The sequence below is a fragment of the Ruegeria sp. CDSA020 genome, assembly GCF_059612345.1.
On the sequence record NZ_JBXWQK010000006.1, the window covers coordinates 138844 to 158699 of the forward strand.

The 19856-nt window shown below is 58.5% G+C and carries 18 protein-coding genes; 1 reads left to right on the forward strand and 17 read right to left on the reverse strand.

The features are described from left to right. Positions 1-211: 211 nt before the first annotated feature. The 16 genes from AC2FJW_RS12240 to AC2FJW_RS12315 form a co-directional block, all read right to left on the reverse strand. The gene (locus AC2FJW_RS12240) at positions 212-1897 is read right to left on the reverse strand and encodes a chloride channel protein (RefSeq protein WP_496750199.1); all 1686 of its coding nucleotides are present in this window, start codon (positions 1895-1897) and stop codon (positions 212-214) included. An 81-nt stretch (positions 1898-1978) separates the two neighbouring features. Continuing rightward, positions 1979-3628: a DNA repair protein RecN gene (gene recN / locus AC2FJW_RS12245; protein WP_496750200.1), complete on the reverse strand. Its 1650-nt coding sequence runs from the start codon at positions 3626-3628 to the stop codon at positions 1979-1981. Positions 3629-3663: 35 nt separating this feature from the next. Continuing rightward, on the reverse strand, positions 3664-4506 hold the full coding sequence (locus AC2FJW_RS12250; protein ID WP_142635022.1) for an outer membrane protein assembly factor BamD: 843 nt from the start codon (positions 4504-4506) through the stop codon (positions 3664-3666). Between the two features lie 126 nt (positions 4507-4632). Further along, a complete protein-coding gene (gene lpxC / locus AC2FJW_RS12255; protein ID WP_496750201.1) occupies positions 4633-5553 on the reverse strand; it encodes a UDP-3-O-acyl-N-acetylglucosamine deacetylase in 921 nt (306 codons plus the stop codon). Positions 5554-5765: 212 nt separating this feature from the next. Further along, positions 5766-7373, reverse strand: a complete 1608-nt coding sequence (gene ftsZ, locus AC2FJW_RS12260; protein WP_496750202.1) for a cell division protein FtsZ — start codon at positions 7371-7373, stop codon at positions 5766-5768. Positions 7374-7721: 348 nt separating this feature from the next. Beyond that, the gene (locus tag AC2FJW_RS12265) at positions 7722-8135 is read right to left on the reverse strand and encodes a hypothetical protein (RefSeq protein ID WP_496750203.1); all 414 of its coding nucleotides are present in this window, start codon (positions 8133-8135) and stop codon (positions 7722-7724) included. Beyond that, a complete protein-coding gene (gene ftsA, locus AC2FJW_RS12270; protein WP_281972769.1) occupies positions 8122-9456 on the reverse strand; it encodes a cell division protein FtsA in 1335 nt (444 codons plus the stop codon). The genes AC2FJW_RS12265 and ftsA overlap by 14 nt, the downstream gene beginning before the upstream one ends. Positions 9457-9464: 8 nt before the next feature. Further along, a complete protein-coding gene (locus AC2FJW_RS12275) occupies positions 9465-10460 on the reverse strand; it encodes a cell division protein FtsQ/DivIB (protein WP_142635027.1) in 996 nt (331 codons plus the stop codon). Continuing rightward, positions 10448-11368 carry a D-alanine--D-alanine ligase gene (locus AC2FJW_RS12280; protein ID WP_496750204.1) on the reverse strand — a complete coding sequence of 307 codons (921 nt, stop codon included), beginning with the start codon at positions 11366-11368 and terminating at the stop codon, positions 10448-10450. The genes AC2FJW_RS12275 and AC2FJW_RS12280 overlap by 13 nt, the downstream gene beginning before the upstream one ends. Positions 11369-11472: 104 nt before the next feature. After that, positions 11473-12399: a UDP-N-acetylmuramate dehydrogenase gene (gene murB / locus AC2FJW_RS12285; protein WP_496750205.1), complete on the reverse strand. Its 927-nt coding sequence runs from the start codon at positions 12397-12399 to the stop codon at positions 11473-11475. A gap of 45 nt (positions 12400-12444) precedes the next feature. Beyond that, positions 12445-12699 carry a DUF2484 family protein gene (locus AC2FJW_RS12290; protein ID WP_496694819.1) on the reverse strand — a complete coding sequence of 85 codons (255 nt, stop codon included), beginning with the start codon at positions 12697-12699 and terminating at the stop codon, positions 12445-12447. Beyond that, positions 12696-12944 (reverse strand): DUF2484 family protein, encoded by a 249-nt coding sequence (locus tag AC2FJW_RS12295; RefSeq protein WP_142635033.1) that lies wholly within the window; start codon positions 12942-12944, stop codon positions 12696-12698. Before AC2FJW_RS12295 ends, AC2FJW_RS12290 begins: the two co-directional genes overlap by 4 nt. Positions 12945-13032: 88 nt before the next feature. Beyond that, complete coding sequence (murC, locus tag AC2FJW_RS12300) at positions 13033-14430, reverse strand: UDP-N-acetylmuramate--L-alanine ligase (protein WP_496750206.1); 1398 nt, start codon at positions 14428-14430, stop codon at positions 13033-13035. Continuing rightward, positions 14427-15524, reverse strand: coding sequence for a UDP-N-acetylglucosamine--N-acetylmuramyl-(pentapeptide) pyrophosphoryl-undecaprenol N-acetylglucosamine transferase (locus tag AC2FJW_RS12305; protein WP_496750207.1), 1098 nt, complete (start codon positions 15522-15524; stop codon positions 14427-14429). The genes murC and AC2FJW_RS12305 overlap by 4 nt, the downstream gene beginning before the upstream one ends. Next, positions 15524-16687 (reverse strand): putative lipid II flippase FtsW, encoded by a 1164-nt coding sequence (ftsW, locus tag AC2FJW_RS12310; RefSeq protein ID WP_496689711.1) that lies wholly within the window; start codon positions 16685-16687, stop codon positions 15524-15526. The genes AC2FJW_RS12305 and ftsW overlap by 1 nt, the downstream gene beginning before the upstream one ends. 150 nt (positions 16688-16837) lie before the next feature. Further along, positions 16838-17884 carry a Hint domain-containing protein gene (locus AC2FJW_RS12315; protein ID WP_496750208.1) on the reverse strand — a complete coding sequence of 349 codons (1047 nt, stop codon included), beginning with the start codon at positions 17882-17884 and terminating at the stop codon, positions 16838-16840. 283 nt (positions 17885-18167) lie between these two features. Here AC2FJW_RS12315 and AC2FJW_RS12320 point away from each other — a divergent pair, with 283 nt between their 5' ends. Beyond that, positions 18168-19349: a BaiN/RdsA family NAD(P)/FAD-dependent oxidoreductase gene (locus AC2FJW_RS12320; protein WP_496750313.1), complete on the forward strand. Its 1182-nt coding sequence runs from the start codon at positions 18168-18170 to the stop codon at positions 19347-19349. A 22-nt stretch (positions 19350-19371) separates the two neighbouring features. Here AC2FJW_RS12320 and AC2FJW_RS12325 read toward each other — a convergent pair whose 3' ends face one another. After that, complete coding sequence (locus AC2FJW_RS12325; protein WP_246097157.1) at positions 19372-19746, reverse strand: glycine zipper family protein; 375 nt, start codon at positions 19744-19746, stop codon at positions 19372-19374. Between the last annotated feature and the right edge of the window lie 110 nt (positions 19747-19856).

Genomic DNA, 19856 nt, shown 5'->3' on the forward strand with positions numbered 1-19856 from the left:
GAGGTAAAGTTAGTCCTTCACCAGCACTCCAAGGCCTGATGCTTTTCAGCCAGAAAGCTCAGTTCTGCACAGCTTGTCAGATCGAACACATGAGCCTCTGGATTTCGACTGGCCACGCCCGGCAGGTGCAGATCCAAAGATCGTATCGCTTCGATGCCTCGCCTGTATCAAGGAACAAGATGGACAAAGACCAATGTTACAGGGGCCTCTGTTATGAATGTTCTTCTGCAGCCGTGGCTGCCAACGCGCGGTTATAGGCCTTTAGCGCATCAATATGGTAGAGCGTACCAACTGGCGTCTCAGCTCCGTCATCACCGCTCACCACCACCGGTATGCAGAGGATTTCGTCTCGGTCGAAGAACGGCATCGCCGCCTCAAGCGTGGCGCTTGCTTGAACAAAAAGACCCTGATCAATCAAAACCTGTGCTTCTTCCCGGGTGATTGAACGTGCATCGCCAAGCGGTCGCATCACTGCGCCTGCGCGCAACATCGCCAGAAGATAGGCCTGTGGCCCCGCGGCCAGATGCACATTGCGCCGTTCCAGTTGGGTCAGGAAGAAGGATCGATCCACGAGGCGCGAAGCCAGCGCCGTGGACATTGAAACCGACACCATCACCGCCAGACCGATCTGCCAATCTCCGGTCAGTTCAAAGACAATCATCGTGGTCGAAATCGGGGCACCAAGCACGGCAGCGGCCACCGCGCCCATCCCGGCAAATGCGTAGAGGGTATGGGTACCCGATACATCGGGCAGCAAACCCGTTGCAATCAACCCGAATGCCAACCCGGTTAACGCACCTATCATCAGCGAGGGTGAAAACACACCGCCACCCATACGTCCCCCCATCGTGATCGCAACAGCCACAGTTTTGATGATTGCGAACAGAATGGCAGTTGTCAGAACCAGATCTCCGGCCAGAGCCCGGATCGTGGTTTCGTATCCAACGCCGATGATGTGGGGAAACCAGATCGCGATCAGCCCCAACATTGCGCCTGATACAGCAGGACGCAGCCATCCGGGCAAGGTAAGCCGGCTTTGAATGTGATTGCCAATATCTTCTGCAAAAAAGATCGACCGCATCAGAAGCAAGGCCACCAACCCGCAGATCAACCCAAGGATCAGAAACGCGGGCAGCTCGACATAGAATTGCAGTGATCCGGGCGTATCCAGAGTGAATTCGGTCACGTCGCCGTATTCCAGCCGGTTAATCACCGTCCCGGCGACCGAAGCGATAACGATGGGCGCAAAAGCATGCACCGCGAAATGGCGCAACACCACCTCAAGTGCGAACAAAGCACCGGCAATGGGTGAGTTGAAACTGGCCGAAACTGCCGCCGCCACCGCACATCCCAGCAAATCACGCCCGGTAATTCCGTCGGCATGGATACGATTACTGACCCAGGTCGAGATCACGCCTGCCATATGCACAACCGGCCCTTCTCGACCCGTGGACCCACCTGTGCTGAGCGTAATCAGCGAGGAGAAAAAAGACGCGATACCCGCCTTGCCTTCGACCCGACCATCGGTGAGGGCAGCGCCTTCGATTACGTCGGCAACTGAACGCACGCGCCCGTCATCGGTATACCGGTGCAGGATGATGCCAACGATAAGACCGCCGATGATCGGTGTGATCAGGATCAGGAACCAGGGTAGCTTTTCCACATGGCTGTGTAGTAACGAGATATCCCCGGTGTCGTAAACATAGGCCTGCAATGCCTGAATTGCCTTACGAAATCCCAATGCCATAAAGCCTGCGGCAATCCCGATCGCCAGCGCGATGAACCAGAACTGGATTTGGCTGGGCCCACGCCTGCGCATCACCCGCCACGCGTCCTTTATCGCGGCCAGAGCCTGATTGAGCTGGTTGCGCAGAACGGTGCGGGTTGACTGGGTCATTTGCCCTCGGGGGATCAGGATACACCCCTTACTAAGCCACGGAGGGCACGGATAAAAGCCGGATCGCGCGTCTGTGAGGACCTATGCGTCCAGAAGAGCACGGGCAGCGGCGCGCGCTTCGTCCGTGATCGTGTCTCCGGCGACCATCCTGGCGATCTCGTCCACCCGGTCGGCCTGGGCCAAGGGCACCACGGTCGACAGAGTTTGCCCATCGGTCACATGTTTCTGAACACGCCAGTGATAGGCGGCACGTGCGGCGACCTGCGGGGAATGCGTCACGACCAATACCTGCCCGCCCTGTGCCAGCGATGCCAGACGCCTGCCGACGGCGTCCGCGGTCGCGCCGCCAACACCCCTGTCGATCTCATCAAAGATCATCGTGCGCACGCTGTCATCGCCGGTCAGACAGACCTTGAGCGCCAGCAAGAAGCGGCTCAGTTCACCGCCCGAGGCGATTTTGTTTAACGGTCCAGACGGTGCACCGGGGTTGGTGGCAACGGTGAACGCCACAGCATCCGCACCTTCGGGGCCGGGATCGGACGGGGTGATCTCGGTCTGGAACACAGCGCGTTCCATTTTCAGCGGTGCAAGCTCGGCCATCACTGCGGTGTCAAGTTCACCCGCTGCCCGTTGGCGCAGGCTACTGAGTGCTTCCGCAGCCTTGTGATAAACTGCCTGCGCAGTCTCAACCGCAAAGCGCCTGTCGGCCAGATCAGCGTCACCAGCATCCAAACGGTTCAGCCGCTCACGCAAGGTCTCCGCGAACCCGCCCAAGTCGTCCGGGGCAACGTCATGCTTTCGGGCCAACGCACGAATGGCGAAAAGCCGTTCCTCGACTGCCTCCAGTTCAGCCGGATTGAAGTCCAGCACCTGAAGACTGGCATTAACGCCATCTTGCGCCTCGCCCAATTCGACCAGTGCACGCCCGAGTGCGGCAACAGGCTCTTCCAACTGCCCGCCCGCATTATCGGACACGCCTTCCAACCAGCGCAGAGCATCAGACATCGCGCCCTCGGCCCCATCGCTGCCAAGCAAGTCATAGGCACGGGCGACGTCATCGCGAATCCGCTCTGCCCCCTGCATCATGCGGCGCCTTGCATCCAGTTCGGCATCCTCGCCGGGCTGCGGATCAAGCTTATCAAGCTCAGTGACCGCATGGCGCAGAAATTCTTCCTCTGCCCGCATGGCAGCCAAGGCAGATTCGACCTCAGACAAAAGCTTGCGCGCACGCGACATCTCGGACCATGCAGAGCGCACAGTGGCCAGTTGCCCCCCTGCCCCGGCAAAATCATCCAGCATCGCGCGGTGGCCACGTGGGTTCAGCAGGCCGCGATCATCGTGCTGGCCATGCAGTTCCACCAGGGTTTCCGACAAGGCCCGCAGCACGTCGCCCGAGCAACGCCGGTCATTGACCCATGCGGTTTTCCGACCCTCGGCTGTGTTCACGCGGCGCAGGATCAGCTCTTCGCCTCCGGGCAATCCGGCTTCGGCCAAAATCGCATGTGCGGGGTGGTTTTCGTGCAGCTCGAACTCGGCCACAACTTCGCCCTGAGCGGCCCCCTGACGCACCAGCTCTGCCCGCCCGCGCCAGCCCAGAACGAACCCAAGCGAATCCAGTAGGATCGACTTGCCCGCGCCGGTCTCGCCGGTCAACGCGTTCAATCCCGGCTGGAACGTCAGTTCCAACCGGTCGATGATCAGCATATCGCGGATATCAAGGGCGCGCAGCATCGGGTCTCAGCGTCCCACGCCTTTAGCCATGGCGATTACAACCACTGACCTTTGACGGTCTGGCGATAAATCGTGCTGAGCCAGTTGTTGCCGCGGCTTTTGAGTTTCAGCCCGCGAGAGGTCAGCAGCTTATAGCCAGCGTCATACCATTCCGAGGATTGGTAGTTGTAACCCAGAATTGCACCGGCCGATTGCGCCTCATCCACCAGACCCAACGAGAGATAGGCCTCGATCAGGCGATAGAGCGCTTCGGCGGTGTGCGAAGTTGTCTGAAAATCCTCTACCACAACGCGGAACCGGTTGATCGCGGCAGTATAGTGATCCTGACGCAGATAATAACGTCCGATCTCCATTTCTTTGCCAGCCAGATGGTCAAAGGCCAGATCGAATTTCAGCACGGCGGAGGTGGCATATTCGCTGTCCGGATAGACCTCGATCACCGTGCGCAATGACTGAAGCGCCTGGAACGTCAGGCCCTGATCGCGGCCCACCTCGTCAATCTGGTCATAATAGCTGAGTGCCAACAGATATTGGGCATAGGCCGCATCTTCGTCGGTTGGATAGAAATCTATATAGCGCTGTGCCGCTGCACGGCTTTCTTCGTAATTCTCATCTGCATGGTACGAAAACGCCTGCATGATCAGCGCTCGCTTTGCCCAGTCAGAGTAAGGGTAAAGACGTTCAACCTCAGAGAAGTACCACGCCGCATCGTCGGAACGATTCTCCGACAGCTCAAATTCCCCACGCGTGAAAATCTGTTCGGGGGTGAACCCTTCTAGGTTCTGATTGCGGTCAGCGCCCCCGCTGTTGCACGCTGTCAAAACTGCTGTCAGAAGTACCGCCCCTGCGAATCTGACCGCCGCTTTGGTGCCTATCATTCCGCCAATCCTTGTCGTCTTGCTTAATGGGAATACCCCGGTTTGGGCCTTGGTCTAGCACATAAAATTCCAGTGCAAAACGCCTTAGTAGGCCCTTTGGCGGATTTGTCAGCAGAGTGGAACCAATCAGGCGACTTCGGGGATTTCGTCCCAGACCAGACCCTGCCCGGGCAGACGCGCGGCCTGTTCGGGGGTACACAGGATCGGACGCACAGCACCGGGCGTTTCAAACAGCTTGCGCAGCAGCGTGTTTGTCATCGCATGACCAGACTTGTCGCCGATGAAATGACCCAGAATCGGTCCACCCGCCAAATACAAGTCACCCAGAGCATCTAGCATCTTGTGACGCACTGCCTCGTCTGCGTGGCGAAGGCCACCCGGGGTCAGAACTTCGTCGCCCTGAACGACCACAGCATTTTCAAGCGTGCCGCCAAGAGCCAAGCCGTTCTCGCGCATTGCTTCGACGTCGGTACGACGGCAGAATGTCCGGCAATCACTAAGCTCGCGTGCAAAAGAGCCATTGCACATATCCAGCGTCTTAGTCTGACGACCAATGGCGCTGTCTTCAAAATCGATATGAAAATCGATAATCAAACCGTCCGCAGGCGCAATCGAGGCACTGGCACCCTCACGGGTTGCGGTCACAGGTTTAAGAACCTCATAGGCCAGGACCGGGCTTGCCTGACGACGCACGCCTTTCAACATGATGCCACGAACGAATTCAATCGAAGACCCGTCCATGATCGGCACCTCGGGGCCATCAATCTCGATCAGCGCATTGTGGACACCGCATCCAGCCAAAGCTGCCATGATATGCTCGACGGTGGAAACCGTAACGCGCGCTTCATTGACCAGTCGGGTACAAAGCGGGGTACGATCGACCACATCGTAGATTGCAGGGATCAACGCATTGCCCAGCTCGATATCCGTCCGTTTGAACCAGATGCCGTGGCCAGCAGCAGCCGGCCTCAGGATCATCGTCGCAGGCTTACCGCTGTGCAGCCCGAGGCCTGTAAACGTGATCGAAGATTTGAGCGTATGTTGCAAGTGTGACCTCGGTGAGTGGCGTCCGACCTGTGATGGCCGTGTTGGCATTCAACTAAGGAAGCAGGTCAAAAGGCTCAACTCACTCTTTGCAACCGAATGAAACATGAATGTGACAGGTCGGCAAAACCCTGCTCACATAGGGATAATCCACTGTTTTAAAATAGGAAAGGGCCGCCAAATGGCAGCCCCTCTTTAGCATATTGTTACCGCGATCAGTTGGCTTGACGGCGAAGGAAGGCCGGTATTTCGATCCGATCCTGCTCCGGGTCGTCCTCGACATGTGCAGGTGCCGTGGCGTCAGATTGGCGCAATACCGGCTGCTGGCGGGCCGGTTGCTGCGCCGGAGTATCGGTTGCGTGGCCGGTCATGCGATCAATCAGGCGGTTAAAACCAAATCGCGGGCGGTCGGCATCCCCATGATTATCGGAGACCTCCTGCGGTCGAGGCGCAGGATGACCTCTTTCAGCCGGAGGTACATTCTGGACGGCTGCCTGCAAGCGCCTCAGCGCTTCAGGTGACGGCGATCCTGCGGGTGCTTGCGGCTGAGGTGCGACAAAGCTTTCTGGGGCGTCTTCGACCGGCTCGGGAGTCGGCTCGAATTCGGCCACGCGCGGCTGATAGGCCGGGGGTGGCAGGCCGTCATCATCCTGTTCTGCGCGCGGTTGGAACTGCGGTTCCATCGGCTCTTCAGTTGCCTCAAACAGCGAAGGTTCACGCGTTGGTTCGGGCTGAGGTTCAGGTTCGGCGCTTGCCGCCACTGACATTTCTTCCAGGGCCGCTTCCTCTGCAGAAACCGAACGGGTCAGCGGTGCCGACATCGAACGACGCGCGACAGGCACATCATCCTGCTTTTCGCTGGCGTCGATACCTGTTGCCACAACCGAAACGCGCATGCCGCCTTCCATTGCGGTATCCAGCGTGGAGCCGACGATGATATTCGCCTCAGGATCCACTTCCTCACGGATACGGTTTGCGGCTTCGTCCAGTTCGAACAGGGTCAGGTCGTGGCTGCCGGTGATGTTGATCAGAACGCCCTTGGCGCCCTTGAGGCTGATTTCATCCAACAGCGGGTTCGCGATGGCCTTCTCGGCGGCCTGTACGGCGCGATCTTCGCCGGTGGCTTCGCCCGTGCCCATCATCGCCTTGCCCATCTCGTCCATAACGGCGCGAACATCCGCGAAGTCGAGGTTGATCAGGCCCGGACGCACCATCAGGTCGGTCACGCCTTTGACACCCTGATACAGAACGTCATCCGCCATCGAAAACGCCTCGGTAAACGTGGTCTTTTCGTTGGCCAGACGGAACAGGTTCTGGTTTGGAATGATGATCAGCGTGTCGACAACGCGCTGCAAGGCTTCAACACCGTCTTCGGCCTGACGCATCCGCTTGGCGCCTTCGAACTGGAAAGGCTTGGTCACAACACCGACGGTCAAAACACCCAATTCACGCGCTGCCTGCGCGATGATCGGTGCGGCACCCGTGCCGGTGCCACCGCCCATACCGGCCGTGATGAAGCACATATGCGCGCCTGCCAGATGGTCTACAATCTGCTCGATGCTTTCTTCGGCTGCTGCCGCACCCACTGTCGGACGCGCGCCCGCACCCAGACCTTCGGTGACTTTCACGCCTAGTTGAACTCGTGACGAAGACTGGCTTTGCTGCAGCGCCTGGGCATCGGTGTTGGCAACGACAAAATCGACACCGTCCAACTGTTTTTCAATCATGTTGTTGACGGCGTTACCGCCCGCTCCGCCAACGCCAAAAACTGTAATCCGAGGCTTCAGCTCGTCGTGCCCGGGCATCGAAAGATTCAATGTCATGCTTCTGTCCGCCTGTTTATATAACCCGCCAACGCGGTGTTTTTCTTACCTATCCACTAACAATCCTACCGATCCAAACGGCAAACGTCACGCCAAAAATCGCGAAAATCCACAAAATATGGAGGAAATAAGGCACCTGGAAACAGTATTTGGCAGAGATTGCCAGATGTTGCGGAATTATCTCAAAGCACCACAAAACATGCGACGCTCGCGCCACTATTGACGGGCGCGTCACTTGCAATTCATTCACATTCTGTCTGCGGAAAACTGCTCAAGCCCTCTCGCAAGGCCTCTGACGGGCCCTGTGGATATCTTGCGGGATTTTGACAGCCCCTGCAAGATATTTCTTTAGCTAATTGGGGCACTTGGGCAGTTAAGACCATTCTCAGAAATGTCCCTGACCTCTTGAATTTCTGTCCTGGAGAAACCGACCATTCGCACCATCAACTGGTCTTCATACAAAAACGGCCACCAGCAAACTGGCAGACCATCCTCGTCATCGTCGTACAGAAAGCAAATCTGCCCATTAGGAGTTGTAATTTTCCCGTACACACAACCCTTGCCCTCCATACGCCAGACCGAGAGAGTCGGGCTCAGGAACTCTTCGGTGCCGACCAGCATACCGCTGTCATAGACGTGAAACTTTACGGTCTTTCCTTGAACGGCCCCCAGGAAGGCTTCGGGTGTGATACGGGTCTGAGCCTCTATCGCTGACGGCACAGCCATGACCAGCGCCGCGATCGCGGCTTTACCAGTTGTCACGGAACCACCGCACAGCGCGCTTGAACGGGCGTGCGGAATAGGTGTCTACGGGGATTTCAAAATCCCACCATTCATCCTGTGGGTTGGCTGCAAACAGGCTTAGCCCCACAACCGAAGAGAACCCCGGCCCTGTGGCCGATTGCGGCAACCCATGGACCCGCAGCGGGCGACCAAGGCGAACACGCTGCCCCAGAATACGAGAGGCCAACCCGTCCAGCCCCATGATTTGGCTGCCGCCTCCGGTCAGGACGATCTGCTGGCTGGGCATGTGCTCAAAGCCAGCCGCATCCAGCCGTACACGCACTTCCTCCAGGATTTCTTCGACACGTGGACGCATGATACCTATCAACTCTGCCCGGCTGACGGTACGGCGGTCATGTTCCCAATCGCCGGTATCACCGCCAATGTCGATCAGGTCGCGGTCATCCGCGCCGGTCGCGTGAACGCCGCCATTGAATGTCTTGATCCGTTCGGCAACAGACGCCGGAACGCCCAGCCCCATCGAGATGTCACTGGTCACATGATCCCCACCCATGCGCACGCAATCGGCATAGATCATGTGTTTCTTCATGAATATTGACACGCTCGTGGTGCCACCGCCCATGTCGATACAGGCGGCACCCAGTTCCTGTTCATCCTCAACCAGCGCCGAAATACCCGAGACATAGGCCGAATTCGCGATACCGGCCAATTCGAGATCGCAACGCTTGATACAGCGCACGATATTCTGGATTGCAACCGCGTCCACGGTCAGCATGTGCATATCGACGGCCAGCGATTGCCCCATCTGACCCCTTGGGTCGATCAAGCCCGATCGGTTATCCAGCGCAAAATTCACCGGCTGAGCATGTAGGACTTCGCGGCCCGCACCATAGTCGGGCACGTCACAGGCATTGAGAACACGGCCGACTTCGGCCTCGGTTACCAGCTGACCTTCCAGATCCACCTGGGCATCCAAACCATAGGACCGCGGGTTTGCCCCCGAGAAACAGGCGATCACATGGTCGACACGGATATCTGCCATTTTCTGCGCGGCCTGAAGCGCGGTTCGAATGGCGCGCTCGGTCTCCTGCATCGCAGTGACTTCGCCAAATTGCACACCACGGGAACGCGTGGTCGCGGCACCGATCACCCGAAACCCGGATTGTCCGGCCAGAGACCCGATGCCACTGTCCTCGTGCAAACGCCCGGCGCCGTCGAACCGCAGCACAAGGCAGGAAATCTTAGAGCTCCCGACATCTAGAATAGCGACAACGCCGCGTTGCATCGCCTGCCTGCGCATTTGCCGCATGGCCCGTTGGGACTGATAAAGATCGGTCATCATTGTCGTTACTGCCCGCTACTCACATCTACTTTTGTATTCCACCAGTCTTCGCTGGCGGCTTTGGTCATTCGGATTGTCGGTCGCTGACCCAGGCGCATATCCACCACGGCCACATCGCGTTCCAGAAGATCCTGAACCTCGTTCACGGCCAACACGCGTTCCAATGCGCGCACTGGCCGTTCCGTCGGCAACATGATGCGCTGACCGCGATCCAGAACTAGATCCCAGCGACGTTCGCCAATTCGCACCAGACCGCGCACCCGATTGCCCAGACTGCTGGCTGTGGCCGTCAGTTGCAGCGCTTCGGGTACATAGGAATCCGCGCCCTCACCCGCGATCAGTGGCAAATTGGAGTGATCCTGCCGCGATGCGATGATTTCAACATGCGCGCCGGTTTCATCCAGCAATTCGACCCCTCGGCGGGTACGCCAGACAATGGCGGGCTGCCGTTCGACAACATCCACCTGCAGGATACCTCCTGGACGGATGCGCACAGAGGCTGATTTAACCGGATCCAATCCTGTGATCGTTTCGCGCATCTGTTCGACATCCAGGTCCCAGGAACTGATTGGGAAGTCCAGCGGCACCACTTCACGAATGTCTTCCGAAAGGTTGGTTCCCGCCCCATCAATCGCCATCAGGTTGACCATGAATTCTGGTCGCTGCTGGATCGAGATTTTCACATCATGGACATGAGCCACAATCGCTTCGCGCCGGTCCTGAGAGCTGAAATACCCGCCAAGCGCAGCACACACAGCGAAGACCGGCAGCCCATATTTCAGGCCACGGCGAACACCAGGCGTCAACATCCAGCGCTGTAACCGATAGCTTAGGCGAGACGGCGCCGGATCAAACGCCGATGACTTACGCCCCCAAAGCCGCCGCAGGCGGAACTTGGGTTCTACATTGTTGCGGTCCCCCGAAGCGAAATCGGCATCCGGACCAGCAAGTGGCTTTGACCGGTGGATAACCGGCGCACGGGTGGCTGTCAGCGGTCGCATGATGCGTCCTCCACCATCCATGCGCAAAGCTGGCCGAAGGTTATCCCGCAATGCGCGCTCTGTTCCGGAGCCAGTGACGTCGGCGTCATTCCCGGCTGGGTGTTGGTTTCCAGAAGGAACAAGCCCTCTGCGCCCTTGCTGTCATCCCACCGAAAATCTGTGCGGCTGACGCCTTTGCAACCCAACAGATCATGCGCCTGTTTGGCAAAGCCCACACAAAGGTCAAAAATGTCCTGCGGGATTTCAGCAGGCAGCACATGCCACGACCCACCCGGCTTGTACTTGGCATCGTAATCGTACCAGCCATCCGTCATGATTTCTGTCACGGTCAAAGCGCGGTCGCCCATGACTGTGACGGTCAACTCGCGGCCAGCCACATATTGTTCGACCATTACCAGTTCGGGCATGTCGTCTGCCAGTTTCGGTGGAGTATTGGCGCCCTCATGCACCAGATAAATGCCGACGCTGGAACCCTCATTATTGGGCTTGACCACATAGGGCGGTTCCATCGTATGACGCGCGGCAACTTCGGATTTGGCCTCGATCACACTTTCGGCGACTGGCAGACCCGCGATACGGAACGCCGCTTTGCTGCGCTGCTTATCCATGGCCAACGCCGAAGCCAGCACACCCGAATGGGTATAGGGAATACGCAACCACTCCAGCATACCCTGCACGCAGCCATCCTCGCCCCAGCGACCATGCAGAGCGTTGAAGACCACATCCGGCTTGATATCCAAAAGGCGCGCATAGAGGTCCGGACCCGCGTCCAGTTCGACCACTTCAAAGCCTTCTCCCCTTAGGGCGGCTGCGCATTCGCGCCCAGAGCTGAGAGACACCTCACGTTCCGCCGAGGGTCCACCCATCAATACCGCCACTTTGGGGTTTGTCCTGCTCGAACTACCCACGTCGTGCGCCTCAAATCCTGCGGACCTTATGTGGTGGTCCGTCCTGCTTTATGCCTTTGATCCGTCGCCCTATTTTGCCTGTTTTGGGTCTGACGGTCGGGGCTTTAATCTGTCAGCGGATCACCGATCCGCATGATTTCCCACTCTAGCGTGATGCCGCTTGTTTCGTAAACCTTTTTTCGCACGTCTTCGCCCAACCCTTCGAGGTCGGCAGCGGTGGCAGAGCCGGTGTTGATCAGAAAATTGGGATGCTTGGGGCTCATCTGCGCCCCACCCCGCATCACGCCCCGCATTCCCGCGTCGTCGATCACCTTCCAGGCCTTGAGGTCATGCACATCATCTGCGCGGCCCGTCGAGGAAAACCCGGCCGGATTGCGGAAGGTCGAGCCCGCGCTGCGATCTTTGGTCGGCTGGGTCTCATCCCGCTTTTTCAACTGCGAGTCCATGCGGGCATGCAGTTCATCAGGATCACCAAGGGGACCTTCGAACGTGGCCGAGATCAGCACCGCACCCTCAGGCAGATCCGACTGACGATAGCGAAAATTCAGTTCTTCGGGCGTCAGATCGACGACCTGCCCTTGCCGCGTGATGATCGTCGCCCTGCACAGAACATCCGCCGTATAGCTGCCATAACATCCCGCATTCATCCGCACAGCGCCGCCAATCGACCCCGGAATGGTCCGCAAAAACGTCAGGTCCACGCCCGCATCAGCTGCCCTGCGCGCCACATGCGCATCCAGCGCCGCAGCGCCTGCGGTGACAATGTTGCCCTCAATCGAGATGCCATTAAATCCCCGGCCCAACCGGATCACTACGGCGCGCAGCCCTCCGTCCCGGACGATCAGATTCGAGCCGACGCCCATCGGGAAAACCGTGATATCGTCAGGTAAGTCGCGCAGAAACTGCTGCAGGTCTTCCTGGTCGGCGGGTTGAAAAAGGTAATCCGCCGGTCCTCCGACCCGCAACCAGGTCAGATCATTCAGCGGGCGGTTCTGGGTGAGCTTGCCGCGTGGCGAGGGAACAGAAGTCATGGCCGCTAATTCGCGGATTTGAACCGCCAAAGCAAGCTGTATCCGCTATTGCGCGGCACCCAGGATCCGACGCAACCACCGGCCCAGATAAATCACGGGCCAACGCAGTACCGAGATCCCAGCAACCAGAACAATCAACCCGATCCATGGGCCGTTCTGCAGCGTGACATAGCCAACGATAGGAATACCCGCAGCAATCAAGAAATAGGCGCGGGTCCAGTGATTATCCTTGCTGGGGATCATCGCCAGCACATTCGCAACAATTCCCCACAGGGCGGCAAGGGCAATGGACCAATTCATTCGTCGTCCCCTCGGCCTGTCCAACGTTGCCAATAGTGGCGAATTGGGTTGCGGAACATGGATGCAAAAGCCGCAAAGCCCAGGACCGAAAAGAACCAGCCGAAATCGTAACCCAGCCAGACAATCAGCGCCGGCGCAACGATAACCAACACAATCCCCGGTGGAAATTGCAGGCGCATCGGTAGCATGGCCACGATAGTCGACGCTATGACCCACAACCCTGCAAATAATACCGAGTACGCCAAATCTTGCCTCCGAGACCGCTTTTTCTGCGGCTGCACGATCACTCTTTAGGGTTGCACCACAAAAGAGTCCATTACGTCACATCGCCTGTTATTTCTGCAAGCGCGAAGGCAGGCCATTGGCCCAGGCGCTGATCGTACCGGCTCCAAGGCAGACAACCATGTCTCCGGGGCGGGCCTGTTCACGAACCAGACGTTCAAGATCGGATTCGTCCATCAAAGCGCGGGCATGTCGATGCCCATGCCGGATGAGCCCCTGAACCAGGTCATCGCGGGACGCCCCTTCGATCGGGTCCTCTCCGGCAGCGAAAATATCGGCGATGGCAACAACGTCGGCGTCATTGAAACAGGTACAGAAATCATCGAACAGATTAGACAAACGCGAATACCTGTGGGGTTGATGGACCGCGATCACACGGCCTTCGGTGGCCTGGCGTGCGGCTTTCAGAACCGCTGCGATTTCAACCGGGTGGTGACCGTAATCGTCGATGATTGTGACGCCATCGACCTCACCCACTTTGGTAAAGCGACGATTGACGCCACCGAAATTAGCCAACGCTTCGCGGATTTCGGCGGCTTTCATGCCCAGATGGCGGGCAACAGCAACCGCAGACAACGCGTTCGAGACGTTGTGGTCGCCTGGCATCGGCAGGGTGCAGCCCTCGATCCTCTTGTCTTCGTATTGCAGGTGAATGTCGAAATGTGCGACGCCGCCCTTATAGGTCAGGTTCTCGGCCCGCACATCCGCCTGCGCGTTGAAACCATAAGTCCGCACGCGCCGGTCTGTGATGCGACCCACCAGTGTTTGCACTTCGGCGTGGTCGGTGCAGCAGACGGCAAGCCCGTAAAACGGCAGGTTCGAGACAAATTCGTAGAACCCGTCGCGCAGCTGGTCGAAATCGCCCCAATGCTCCATATGCTCGGGGTCGATATTGGTGACAATGGCAATGGTCGCAGGCAGACGGTTGAACGAGCCGTCGGATTCGTCCGCCTCGACCACCATCCATTCGCCCTGCCCCATCCGCGCATTCGAGCCATAAGCGTGAATGATACCGCCATTGATCACGGTCGGGTCAAATTCCCCTGCCACCATCAGTTCAGCCATCATCGTGGTGGTGGTGGTCTTGCCGTGGGTTCCGGCAATGGCAATGTTGGATTTCAAGCGCATCAACTCGGCCAGCATATCGGCCCGACGCACCACTGGCAGGCCGCGCGCACGGGCACCGTCCAGCTCCGGGTTGCCCAGTTTGATCGCGGTCGACACCACAACCACGGCGGCGTTCTCAAGGTTTTCAGCACTTTGACCGACAAAGATCTCGGCGCCCAGACCAGCAAGGCGGTCGGTGATTTTCGACGCTTTCAGGTCCGAGCCCTGCACCCGGTAACCCAGATTCAAAAGCACCTCGGCAATGCCTGACATCCCGATCCCGCCAATCCCCACAAAATGGATCGGCCCGACATCCTGCGGCAGTTTGGTTGCTGGGGTCATGCGGTCTCCTTCTGCGCCAACTGTTCGACCTGGGCGACCAAACGCTCGGTCGCGTCCGGTGCGCCGGTCGATAGGGCGGCATGGGCCATCTTTTGTGCGGCTTCAGGGTTTGTCAGAACTGCGGTGATTTGCTGCGTCAGCGAAGGAACGTCAAGCAGGTTCTCGGGGATCATGATTGCCCCTCCGGCCTGAACCAGCCCGCGTGCATTGGCGGTCTGATGATCGCCCGCGGCGGCGGCATACGGGATCAGGATCGAGGGCCGCCCGATGACGGATATATCCGCCACACTTGACGCACCTGAGCGTGATATCACCAGCTGCGCATCGGACATACGACGGGGCACATCCTGAAAGAACGGTTTCACTTCGGCACGGATACCGTGGTCGTCATAAAACGCGGAAACACGGGCACCGTCTTCGTCGCGGGCCTGATGCGCGACACGAATATGGCGGCGCATCTCATCAGGCAGCGCGGCAATCGCTTCGGGCACAATCTTGCTAAGGATGCGCGCCCCTTGCGAGCCACCCATCACCAGGATCGACATCGGGTAATCACCTGGTGGGATATAGCCCGCCGCAGCCCGGTCCAGCACAGCGGCCCGAACCGGGTTGCCGGTATGTATGCCCTTTGCACCGTCCGGCAGATCAGTCGGCCAGACACCACAAGCCACCTGCGCCACGCGAGTCGCAAACAGCTGATTCACACGGCCCAAAACGCCATTCTGTTCATGGATCATGCGCGGGATCTTCGACATCGTCGCAGCGCCCAGCGCCGGGATTGAGGGATAGCCGCCAAAGCCGACCACGACGTCCGGTCGGTCGCGCAACATCTGAAACGCCATACCGGCGACACCACCTGCGATCTTGGGACCGACCATCAGTTTGGCGGGCAGTCCGCCACGGGCGAATGTGGCCGAGGACGCCTCGACAATTTCAGTCGAATGCGGAAAGCCACCCGTATATCGTGCGCCGCGCGTATCGGTGGACAAGCGCACACGCCAGCCCCTGTGCAGCATCGCCTCGGCCAGCGCCTGAGCCGGGAACATGTGGCCCCCGGTCCCGCCAGCCGCAATCAGAAGGTAGGGTTTGCCCATCAGCCTCGTCCGCGTAGAATATCACCAAGTTCGCCCTGAGGGCGGGTGCGGGTAAACGCCAGAAGCATGCCGATTGCAATACCACCTGCAATCAGCGAGGACCCACCATAGCTGACGAACGGCAAAGTCATGCCTTTGGCAGGCAAAAGGCGCACGGCGACGCCCATATTGATCATCGCCTGAACCCCGAACATGCAGGCCAGACCGGTACCCGCCAGACGGATGAACATGTCGCGCTCGCGCATCAGCCGCAGCAATGACCGCACGACGATCAGCGAATACAGTGCAATGATGATCAACACCAGGATCAGGCCATATTCTTCGGCCGCGACAGCGATGATGAAATCCGTATGCGCATCGGGCAGCGACCATTTCACCTGCCCTTCACCCACACCGACACCGAAAAGCCCGCCCTCGCGGATCGCATTGGTGGCATAGCCCAGCTGGGTGGTCGGATCGACCTCTTGGTTCAGGAACCCGTCAATGCGTCGGGCGAAATGTTCCGAGTTGGAATAGGCGAACATACCGCCAAGCACGACAAACCCCGCCATACCAACCAGCAACAACATCGGCGCACCGGCAACGAAATACATCACGCCCCAGCCAAACAGGATCAGGCAGGCCTGACCAAAATCGGGCTGCATAACCAACATGGCGACAATCGCCATGCACAGCGCAAAAGACCATAGCCGACCGGGCGGGCCGTTGATCTGTTGTGACGCGGCCAGCAACCAGGCCGCCACAACGATAAACCCGGGTTTCAGAAATTCAGACGGCTGCAGCGAGGCAAAGCCAAGCGAATACCAGCGCACCGCACCTTTGCCAAAATCTGTGCCAAAGACGGGAAGGAAGACCAGCGCGACAAACGCCGCAAGAAACCCCAACACCGCCAGACGTCGAACCAGTGTGGGCGACATCATCGAAGTCAGCAGCATCGCAACAAGCGCCATTCCGCCGAACAACGCCTGGCGTTCGACGTAATGGAACGGATCGAACCCGTTGCGACCGGCCAGCGGCGGCGATGAGGCCAGCCCCAGCAACAGCCCGATGACAAACAGGATCAGAACGCAGGACATCGTCCAACGATCAATCGTCCGCCACCACTTTGGTAGAATCGGTTCTCCGCGCTGGTCCTGGACCGCGCCATACACCATCTCAGTCATGAGATACCGCCACTATCTGCCTCGTTAACGTCCCGTTTTCGGGATCTGATTGAGAGTTTACCGGTATTTTTGCGTTTGGGCCAGTGGAATGACAGCGGTTTGGGAAATTCGCCAAGACGTGATCATTACGGGCCTTGGGTGGCCTGACGGTCAGGATAACAGCGGTTTGCCGTTTTTCTTGTGCCGTTCGACCATCGTGCGGACCTGTTTCCCTTTCGCCGGGGTCAGCCGGGCCAGCTGAGGAGCGTATTGGTCCGCGCTTATCTCGGGGAAGAGAGCCTGAATTTCAGCCACGGCTGCTTGTCCGATGCCCCTGAGCGCTTCGGGGCCGGTGAACAGGCTTTCCGAGGGGGCGCCTTCGGCAAAAATGACCTCGTGCCGGTCGAACAGCATGTGGAAATAGGTGACGTTCTGCGCGTCTTCTTCGACCGTAACGCCCTGCATTCCAACCAGCTTATGGGCGGCGATCAGCACCTCTTGCTTGGCGAACATTCTGGCAGCGATGACGGAGCGGACGAGCATGCGATGCTGAGGCGACACCAACAGATCACGTTCGGGAAGACCTTGCCCCAGAGAACCTTGTGCAAAACGGATCGGGCGCAGTTTGGGTTTGAGTGTCAGGTCAATACCGTCCAGCGACCGCGATCCGATCCAACGGATCACCTGTGGGCCATTATCCAGGGTATCAACCACATCCCCTGCCTTGAGCGTTTCGATCCGCCGCACCCCCTTGGGCGTCCGGATACCGGTGCCGGAAACGAAACAGGGAACAACGGTATCGATATCGATGTTGGGCCCGTTATCGACAATCGCCACGATCTCAAGCGGCGTATCCAACGGGGGTATGGTGCCATCGATAAACGCCATGAAATACCCGTCTTCGGCATCAACGCCGATCGAATCCCCATCACTGTTGAGATCATAGTCGAACAGGCCGATCAGGTAGGTATTGGTGCCATCCGTCACCTCGACTGTGAAGTCCCAGAATATGATGTCACCGTTCAGTGTCTGGGTCGGATCATTCGCGGTTTCATTGGAAATATTGTCACCGTCAAAAACTGTCCCGTCAGCGCCTTCCTCAATGGTGATCTGGCTGTATTCCGAGATCTCGAAGATCGACCCCACAACTGCAGACGAGGCCCCGGCATCCGTCAGGGTTGAATCGCTGCGCAATGCGCCAAAGATTGTTGTCGGCATCGGGGTGATACTCCACCAAACTCTGTAACGGGCCCTTAACCAGGGTCACGGTTGAGAATTGATAGAGAGCCTTACCAGAACCGGTCAAGCACCGCAGATATGTGCAGGCATAACTGTGTCCATGATACATCAAAATGCCCTCGGCCCGCGTGGCCTGTTCCGGGATCTGACGGCAGGTTTTGGGGGCTTGCAGGCACTGATCATGCAGACCAGGCGGATAAAACACCCCTGCCGGGACCGACTTCGGCTTGCCATCGCGGGCAATCCGGGCCAAGGGCTGCGCATGACCTATGACACGATCATCCTTGGCGCCGGTGCTGCTGGCATGATGTGCGCGACCCATTGCGGCGGGCGCGTTCTGGTGATCGACCACGCCAAGGCGCCGGGCGAGAAAATCCGCATCTCGGGCGGCGGGCGGTGCAATTTCACCAATATGTATGCGGGGCCGGGCAATTTCCTGTCGCAGAATCCGCATTTCTGCAAATCCGCGCTGGCACGCTATACGCAGTGGGATTTCATTGAAATGGTCGGGCGTCATGACATCGCCTGGCACGAGAAAACATTGGGGCAGTTGTTCTGCGACGGTTCCTCGAAACAGATCATCCAAATGTTGCTGGATGAAATAGAGCGCGCCGGGGCCGAGCTGTGGGTAAGGACCGAGATGAAGGACCTGTGCAAAACCGACACTGGTTTCGCGCTGACGGTTGAGCGCGAGGGGCAGCGTCATGCCCTGACCTGCACCAATCTGGTTCTGGCCACGGGTGGCAAGTCGATCCCTAAAATGGGGGCGACGGGTCTGGCTTATGACATCGCACACCAGTTTGGATTGCGGATGACCGAGACACGCGCGGCTCTGGTGCCGTTCACCTTTACCGACGGCAGGTTCAAGGACCTGTCCGGTGTCTCGCTGCCGACGCGGCTGTCGAACGACCAGACCAGCTTTGACGAGGCTTTGCTTTTCACCCATCGCGGCCTCAGCGGACCAGCTGCGCTGCAACTATCCTCATACTGGCGCGAGGGTGAGGCGATCCGGGTCAACCTGATCCAGGATATGCCACTGTTCGACCTGCTGCGAGATCAGCGCCAAAACAGCGGACGCAAAGCCCTGACTACTGAACTTTCCCGGCAGTTACCCGCGCGATTGGTCGATTTCCTGAGCCAACACATTCCCATGCAGGGCAATCTGGCCGACCAATCGGACACTGCCCTTTCGGACCTGGTCGAGGCCCTGTCGAACTGGCATCTGACCCCGTCCGGGACCGAAGGCTATCGCACCGCCGAGGTCACGCTGGGCGGCATCGACACCGATGATCTGTCGTCAAAAACGATGGAGGCCAGGGATGTCCCCGGCCTCTATGCGATTGGTGAAGCGGTGGATGTCACCGGTTGGCTGGGCGGGTACAATTTCCAATGGGCATGGTCCTCAGGCCATGCCGCTGGAACTGCAATCGCCAGTCGTGGTTAGCCGACACGGTATTTGCGCGGCACTAGCCGACGACGTTGTACCCACGGCCACGCATGCAGTTACGCACCAACACTTCTTTGTTCTGGTTCTTGTTGATCACATCCGCACCGGCGCCAACCAACGCACCTGCAACTGCAGCGCGGCCCAGATTATCGCTGCTGTCCTGTACGATCCCGGTCACTGCGGCTGCGCCAACGGCACCGATGGCTGCATTCCCGGCCGTGGTGCCATCAACAGATGCCTGCGATGCCGCAAGCTGTTGGCACTGCTGCAGATCAACGTTGTAATTAGGGCCAACCGGACCATCAATGATCGGCTGGTAGTTTGCGCCAGTGTTGGTGCAGGCACCCGCAATCAGAATGGCAGGCAGGATCAGGGAAAACTTACGATATGGCATAGTCATAACCTCGTGTTGAATTTGACGGGTAGCAAAACCAAAAAATATGGCGCGTCAAGCTGATAGCTTCTCAGCTTGGCCCAACCGGCGATCTATTGCAAATGGCGTGT

Excerpts from the sequence above, each read along its gene's own strand:
- recN (WP_496750200.1), bottom strand. The coding sequence starts at position 3,628 with ATGCTGCGCGCCCTTGATATCCGCGATATGCTGATCATCGACCGGTTG.
- AC2FJW_RS12275 (WP_142635027.1), bottom strand. The coding sequence starts at position 10,460 with ATGCGACCGCTGACAGCCACCCGTGCGCCGGTTATCCACCGGTCAAAG.
- ftsW (WP_496689711.1), bottom strand. The coding sequence starts at position 16,687 with ATGACTGAGATGGTGTATGGCGCGGTCCAGGACCAGCGCGGAGAACCG.
- AC2FJW_RS12325 (WP_246097157.1), bottom strand. The coding sequence starts at position 19,746 with ATGCCATATCGTAAGTTTTCCCTGATCCTGCCTGCCATTCTGATTGCG.
- AC2FJW_RS12290 (WP_496694819.1), bottom strand. The coding sequence starts at position 12,699 with ATGAATTGGTCCATTGCCCTTGCCGCCCTGTGGGGAATTGTTGCGAAT.
- murC (WP_496750206.1), bottom strand. The coding sequence starts at position 14,430 with ATGACCCCAGCAACCAAACTGCCGCAGGATGTCGGGCCGATCCATTTT.
- ftsA (WP_281972769.1), bottom strand. The coding sequence starts at position 9,456 with ATGACCGATCTTTATCAGTCCCAACGGGCCATGCGGCAAATGCGCAGG.
- AC2FJW_RS12240 (WP_496750199.1), bottom strand. The coding sequence starts at position 1,897 with ATGACCCAGTCAACCCGCACCGTTCTGCGCAACCAGCTCAATCAGGCT.
- AC2FJW_RS12320 (WP_496750313.1), top strand. The coding sequence starts at position 18,168 with ATGACCTATGACACGATCATCCTTGGCGCCGGTGCTGCTGGCATGATG.
- AC2FJW_RS12250 (WP_142635022.1), bottom strand. The coding sequence starts at position 4,506 with ATGATAGGCACCAAAGCGGCGGTCAGATTCGCAGGGGCGGTACTTCTG.
- ftsZ (WP_496750202.1), bottom strand. The coding sequence starts at position 7,373 with ATGACATTGAATCTTTCGATGCCCGGGCACGACGAGCTGAAGCCTCGG.
- AC2FJW_RS12315 (WP_496750208.1), bottom strand. The coding sequence starts at position 17,884 with ATGCCGACAACAATCTTTGGCGCATTGCGCAGCGATTCAACCCTGACG.
- AC2FJW_RS12305 (WP_496750207.1), bottom strand. The coding sequence starts at position 15,524 with ATGGGCAAACCCTACCTTCTGATTGCGGCTGGCGGGACCGGGGGCCAC.
- murB (WP_496750205.1), bottom strand. The coding sequence starts at position 12,399 with ATGACTTCTGTTCCCTCGCCACGCGGCAAGCTCACCCAGAACCGCCCG.